This is a genomic window from Cronbergia sp. UHCC 0137 (assembly GCF_034932285.1).
GTDB lineage: Bacteria > Cyanobacteriota > Cyanobacteriia > Cyanobacteriales > Nostocaceae > Cronbergia.
In genome coordinates this window covers 162,899-169,147 of the sequence record NZ_JAYGHC010000005.1, presented here as the reverse complement: position 1 = coordinate 169,147, position 6,249 = coordinate 162,899, and the positions used below count along the sequence as shown (strand labels likewise).

At 39.1% G+C, this 6,249-nt stretch carries 7 protein-coding genes and 1 pseudogene; 5 read left to right on the top strand and 3 right to left on the bottom strand.

Features of this window, described 5'->3' with window-relative positions; genetic code table 11:
* Positions 1-35 precede the first annotated feature (35 nt).
* Positions 36-215: pseudogene (locus VB711_RS04010) on the top strand (aspartyl protease); the annotation flags it as partial.
* Between the two features lie 136 nt (positions 216-351).
* Here the strand turns inward: VB711_RS04010 and VB711_RS04005 are convergent.
* Positions 352-999 carry a class I SAM-dependent methyltransferase gene (locus tag VB711_RS04005; RefSeq protein WP_323284420.1) on the bottom strand — a complete coding sequence of 216 codons (648 nt, stop codon included), beginning with the start codon at positions 997-999 and terminating at the stop codon, positions 352-354.
* 192 nt (positions 1,000-1,191) lie between these two features.
* On the opposite strand from VB711_RS04005, the gene VB711_RS04000 reads away from it, so the two are divergent.
* Complete coding sequence (locus tag VB711_RS04000; protein ID WP_323284419.1) at positions 1,192-1,773, top strand: Uma2 family endonuclease; 582 nt, start codon at positions 1,192-1,194, stop codon at positions 1,771-1,773.
* A 56-nt stretch (positions 1,774-1,829) separates the two neighbouring features.
* Here VB711_RS04000 and VB711_RS03995 read toward each other — a convergent pair whose 3' ends face one another.
* Positions 1,830-2,525 carry a tetratricopeptide repeat protein gene (locus VB711_RS03995; RefSeq protein WP_323284418.1) on the bottom strand — a complete coding sequence of 232 codons (696 nt, stop codon included), beginning with the start codon at positions 2,523-2,525 and terminating at the stop codon, positions 1,830-1,832.
* A gap of 98 nt (positions 2,526-2,623) precedes the next feature.
* Between VB711_RS03995 and VB711_RS03990 the strand changes: the two genes are divergently transcribed.
* The gene (locus VB711_RS03990; protein WP_323284417.1) at positions 2,624-2,812 is read left to right on the top strand and encodes an RNA-binding S4 domain-containing protein; all 189 of its coding nucleotides are present in this window, start codon (positions 2,624-2,626) and stop codon (positions 2,810-2,812) included.
* Positions 2,813-3,077: 265 nt separating this feature from the next.
* Here VB711_RS03990 and VB711_RS03985 read toward each other — a convergent pair whose 3' ends face one another.
* The gene (locus VB711_RS03985) at positions 3,078-3,563 is read right to left on the bottom strand and encodes an allophycocyanin subunit alpha-B (protein ID WP_323284416.1); all 486 of its coding nucleotides are present in this window, start codon (positions 3,561-3,563) and stop codon (positions 3,078-3,080) included.
* Positions 3,564-3,850: 287 nt separating this feature from the next.
* Between VB711_RS03985 and rlmD the strand changes: the two genes are divergently transcribed.
* Together rlmD and VB711_RS03975 are read left to right on the top strand one after the other, a co-directional pair.
* Complete coding sequence (gene rlmD, locus VB711_RS03980) at positions 3,851-5,224, top strand: 23S rRNA (uracil(1939)-C(5))-methyltransferase RlmD (protein ID WP_323284415.1); 1,374 nt, start codon at positions 3,851-3,853, stop codon at positions 5,222-5,224.
* A gap of 425 nt (positions 5,225-5,649) precedes the next feature.
* Positions 5,650-6,099, top strand: coding sequence for an anti-sigma regulatory factor (locus VB711_RS03975; RefSeq protein WP_323284414.1), 450 nt, complete (start codon positions 5,650-5,652; stop codon positions 6,097-6,099).
* Positions 6,100-6,249: the final 150 nt, after the last annotated feature.

Below are 6,249 nucleotides of genomic sequence, written 5' to 3'. Positions count from 1 at the left end.
GGGTAATCAGATCACTTGTGTGTACACCGTAGTGTACTGCACAGGGAATAAAAATCTTTGATATTTATTTGGGTAAGGTGATATTGGATAATCAAGAGTATAAAATTCCTGTTTATGCTGGAGATCATTTGACAGAAGTTTTATTGGGTTCCAGGTGGTTAGAATTTTTGCCTTTGGTAGTGAATTTTCAAGCTGGTGTTTTGACCTTGGGATGAATGATTTTTGGGTAATAAATGACGAAGGGAAGAAAAGAACAGAGAATAAAGTAAATCCTAAACCCCATCTAATCAACGATTGAGGTTTTTCTGTTCCATTTCTCAACGAATGAATTTAATTTTGTCCAACTATTTACTAATCTAATCGAGAAGCAATTACAGCATAAAATGGATCTCCTCCGGGTACACCCAACCACTGTAAAAAGTTCGGTGCTATTGATTTATTGATTATTATTTCTGGAGTGGTAAATCCCGGTACTGAGGTGAAGTATCGCTTTACCAATTCAACCCTTCTCTCTTCTGAAGCATCACGCCAAATTTGAATGGCTTTTTGAAAAAACATTCGATTAGAAAAACTGATAATTGCTACACCACCAGGTTTAAGAATGCGATGAATTTCCGAAAATACCGCTTCTGGATATTGGATATACTGGACAGAAACACAGTTGAGAACAGCATCAAAATCTTGATTTGGCAAGGGTAATTGAGGATTTTCGTTGAGATTTTGTACAAAATAATGATCTAAGCGGGGATTGCGTGCTAATTCCTCAGAGTTGAGTCCGTGTCCTTCGATGTGGCTAAATTCTAGTTCTGGGGGGAGATGGGATACCCAACTACTCATCATATCAAAAATGCGTGTATTGGGTTGAAGTTTTTGACGATACAAGTCTGTTAGTTGTTGAATAAATCCTTCATCGACATGGGTGACAAAACGTGGTGAGTAATAAAATAGTTTGTCGTCTGAGTCATCTAATTTTAGGCGTTGACTGGGATTCAGTACCATAAAGACCCTTTTTTTAGTAGGTTTAAAATATTTTTAGGGGATTTTAGACATTTTGGTTGATATTTGTTTATATTAACCTAAATTGTGATGAGTGTGTTTTGCCAATGGGAGCGATCGCTATTTTAGAAATTATCAAACTACGTTTATTTGTTACAATATCTGGTATGGTTACTAAAATGTTAAATTACAATTATGGTTTTTAATCGGAGTGAATATTACATTTCACCGGAAGAATATCTAGAACGTGAAAAACTCAGCGAAATTAAACATGAATATATTGATGGTGAAGTTTACGCAATGGCAGGAGCTAGTGATACTCATGTTACCATATCAGGTAATTTTTATATTCTAGTTCATAGTCATCTTAGGGGTAATGCTTGTCGTGTATACATGGCAGATATGAAGGTAGAAGTTGAAAAAGTCAACCGTTATTTTTATCCTGATTTGTTGGTGACTTGTGATGATAGAGATAGAGAATTTGAATATTTTAAGAAATATCCTTGTTTAATTGTAGAAGTTTTATCTAAATCGACAGAAGGTTATGATCGAGGTAAGAAGTTCGCTGATTATCGGAAATTAGATACTCTACAAGAATATGTGTTGGTTTCACCAGAAGAAATCAATGTAGAATGTTTTAGGCGTGATGAGGCAGGAAATTGGGTACTTTATAGTTATGAAAAAGATGATGAAGTGCATTTAACTAGCATTGATTTCCACTGTCCAATTAAGGCTTTATATGAAGATGTAAATTTGCCGGATATTAGGAACTCTTAACAAGGTTGGACGTTTTTTGGTATATAGCTTTTATATGAAAAATACTGTTTTGTTGTTCAATGTTTGCTGGAAAGATTTTGAAGTAATATCTCAACAGTATGAATTTGACTAGAACTAAATGCTGCTTGTTTAAGATGGCTTAAAAAAGAGCGATCGCGATAGCGGGAATCTAAGTTAATCGCTTTAGTGTAAACTTGTTTAGCAGTAGGTTTTTCACCCAAATCCCAGTGAGCGATCGCCCTAGCAACTAAAGGGTGAGGATTCCTCGGTTCTAAAGCTACAGCACGGTTGGCGCAAGTAATCGCTAAATTATAAATTTTCAGGCGATGTAATGCTAAACTCAAGTTATAGTAAGCAATTTCGTTATCTGGCTTGAGAATTGCTGCCCAAGTATGAACTATCACCGCAGATGGTAAATTTCCTTCAACTAAATAAACAATTCCTAAAGCATTGTAAGCAGGGACAAATAGCGGCTTTTTGACTATAGCTTGCCATAAAGATATAGCTGCTTCTTTTTCTTTATTTGCTAAATGCAAAGTCCAACCTAAATTAACTCGTCCTTGAATATTGTCTGGTTCAAGTTCTACAGATTTTTGCATCGCTGCAATTGCCTGAGAATATCTGCCTTGTTGACGATAAGAAAGTCCTAATATTCGATATTCTCCGGCTGTAGTCGCAGCACTTACCAATTCGGGAGTCAAGGCAAAATTTAATAATAAACAAGTACAAACAATCTGAATTATTTTAAACATCAATCATTCATCCTTAATTAAAGTGTAAAATATACATAACAGGGAATAAGAGAAAAATTAGTCCCGAATATCAAGAGTAAAAACCCCTGAATTTATTTATGATTAAACTCGACCAGTTTTTAAAGTTAGTGGGTGTAGCTTCAACGGGAGGTCAAGCCAAACTAATGATCTTGGATGGTGATGTCAAAGTCAATGATATAGTTGAAACCCGCCGGGGAAAAAAATTAGTATCAGAGGATAAAGTAACCGTAGGAGGACAAACTTTCAATGTTGGAGATGTCATATAGCAGGAGTCAGGAGTCAGGAGTCAGGAGGAAGAATACTCTTGAATCTGGTCAAATGATAGGTTTTTCTGTTTCCTGTTCCCTCTTTCAACCAATGAATTTAATTTTGTCCGACTACTTAATCAAAATATCCCCACAACCGGTTAATAACCTGACAAAATCTTTGCCATAGCCACTACCATTTGTGGGGACGTTATGATCAAATTAGGAATTTTATCGTGATTGAGTGCTAATTTTTAGTTCAACCAAAACCAACACAGGCTTTAAATCAAGACATCGCTTGAATGATGTAATCAAAGTAAGGCGCTGCTTGGGAGGCATCTTCAGCACTCAACAAATCCAAAGAAGCTTGCTTTAAGGAAGTAATAGCTTCCACCATTCCAGGAACAGGAACGCCCAGAGAGTTGTACATTTCTCGCACACCAATCAAACCAATTTTTTCAATTGGGTCTTTGTCGCCAGCAAGTACACCGTAAGTAATCAGGCGTAAATACCAGCCAAAATCACGGATACATAAAGCTCTTTGCTTCTCTCCGTAAGCATTACCACCAGGGGCGATAAAGTCAGGGCGCTTTTGCCAAAGTTTTTTGGTTGCTTCCTGAACAATCTTTTTCTCGTTTTCGGCGAGGGTAGCGACGATTCTTGTCCGTTGTGCGCCGGTTTGCAAAAACTCTTTGATGTTTTTAAGTTCGCCACTGCTAGGGTAACGCAGTTCGTCGTCGGCTTTGAGAATAACTTGGCTAATTACAGTCATGATTTTAGCAATCACGCAAAAGAAGGATTATATGTTAGTTTAACCAGTCTGAGGTACACATTTCGCAATTAAAAATTAAGAATTAAAAATTAAAAAAGCTGATTAAATAGGCTTTACGGCGATTGTAAAGCACACAAGGGTATGAGCAGGGTGAGGAGCATCGGATAGATGGGTGAGGGATGACGGGGATGAGGGGGATGAGGGACATAGGATAGATTGGGGAGATGGGGGAAAATAATTTATTACCTTATTCCCTCAATTTATAAATTACCAATGACTAATGACTAATGACTAATACAACTTGGCAACAGGGTGAAGTAATTGAACTCGAAATTTCTGATTTGAGTGATACTGGCGATGGTGTAGGACGCTTTGATCAACGTGTAGTCTTTGTTCCAGATACCGTAGTGGGCGATCGCGCTCTTGTCCAACTCCTATACGTCAAGCCTAAATACGCCCACGGTAAGCTAAAGGAACTACTACAGCGATCGCCACAACGTATCCGACCTAGTTGCATTGTGGCTGATAAATGTGGCGGTTGTGAGTGGCAACATATTAATTATGACTACCAGCTAACGGCCAAGCAGAATCAAGTCATCCAAGCTTTAGAACGCATTGGCGGTTTTGTCTCTCCACCAGTAGATCCCATATTAGGCGCAACTTCACCCCTGGGTTATCGCAATAAAGCTACCTATCCTCTTGGTGTCTCCGCGACAGGTCAGGTACAAGCAGGTTATTACCAAAAAGGTAGTCATCAACTAATTAACTTAAATCAATGTCCAGTCCAAGATACCCGCTTAAATCCTCTGTTAACCCAAGTCAAGCAAGATATCCAAAAACACGGTTGGTCAATTTATCATGAACAGCGTCACCAAGGACAACTTCGCCATCTGGGTTTACGCATTGGTAGACGCACAGGAGAAATGTTGTTGACATTGGTGGTTAAAAATTGGAACTTACCAGGGATTGAAACCCAAGCACAGGAGTGGTTACAGCGTTATCCTCAATTAGTGGGAGTCTCACTTAATTTGAATAGCGATCGCACAAACGCCATATTCGGTTCACAAACTCGTTGTCTAGCTGGAGTTCCCTATCTGCGAGAACAATTCGCTGGATTAGAATTTCACATCGGACCCGATACCTTTTTCCAAATCAACACAGAAACAGCAGAAACACTACTACAGGTGATTAAGTCAGAGCTAAATCTTCAAGGCCATGAGACCCTCGTCGATGCCTATTGCGGTATTGGCACTTTAACCTTACCCCTAGCAAAACAAGCACGGCAAGTAACAGGTTTAGAAGTACAGCCAGCAGCAGTAGAACAGGCCATTGTCAATGCCCAACTCAATGGAATTAATAACGTTACATTCCAAGTAGGAGCAGTAGAAAAAATTCTGCCAAATTTGGGGATTATACCAGATATCGTAATACTTGATCCGCCCCGAAAAGGTTGTGAGCCTAATGTCATCAAATCTTTACTTGACCTGAAACCTTCTCGAATAGTTTACGTCAGTTGTAAAATAGCTACTCTCGCCCGCGACCTCAAACTACTCTGTGAAGCCGGGATCTATTCAGTTACAAGGGTGCAGCCAGCCGATTTCTTTCCTCAAACTGCTCACGTAGAAGCAGTAGCCTTTCTTTCATCATCCCATCTAGAGTAAGTTTGTCAATTCTTCACAAAAACTCAAGCTAAAAATTTGTAGTTGAGTGTCTAGTAATAATGCTAGAATATAGTCAAGTCAAAAATAGAAACTCACTTTCCTTTAAAAAAAATTAACCTGGCATGAACTATTAACAAGGGCAATCACGTTGCTAGAATTACAAATTGGCCATTAACTATTATTATTCATAGTTATTCAAATAAAACAGCCAATTTTAAGTTCCTAACTGCATCAGCAGTTTGATTTCAGCCGATTTTTAATCAAGCAATGCTCAATTATGTTTAAGTTGATGCTTTTCAAGATTTTTTTAATTTAGTTTTACAGACGCAAGTTTGAAAGCAACATGATCACCTTAATTGTTCTTTATCAGGGTGCCTGTAAAAGCAAACTGATGTCTAGCTAACTAAAGCTACGGGGTTTCTCTTGTGATTACCATTTCTCTCCGTCCAGTTGGACGTTATTGGGGTACAATTAGCTTTGCCTCAACTCTATATCTTTGTCCAATCTTAGATTTATTATTGGCAGAGATTCCCGCAAAATTGCAAGCGGAACTGAGACTAGGACTTCAAGAAGCTCTAGTCAATGCAGCTAAACATGGCAACAATCTTGATCCTAGTAAACAAGTAGTAGTTCGTTTTTCCCTCATAGATAATCAATATTGGTGGATCATATCAGACCAAGGTAGTGGTTTCACGCCCTCTTGTAGTTGTCATAGTGATCCCACAGAATATTTACCACCCGATGAATCTGAAAATGGTCGCGGTATGACCCTGCTGCATCAAATTTTTGATCAAGTAGAGTGGAATCGCAAAGGCACAGAATTAAGACTTTGTAAGCAACTAGAAAGCAGACGGTTACTCTCTTTACGGAGGTAATGGTGATGGGTAATGGGTGATGGGTGATGCGTGATTGGTAATAAAAGATTTATTCCTCCCCTGCCTCCTGCCTCCTGCCTCCTGCCTCCTGCCTCCTGCCTCCTGCCTCCTGCCCCCTGCCCCTGCCCCCTGCCCCCCCCCCCCCCCCCC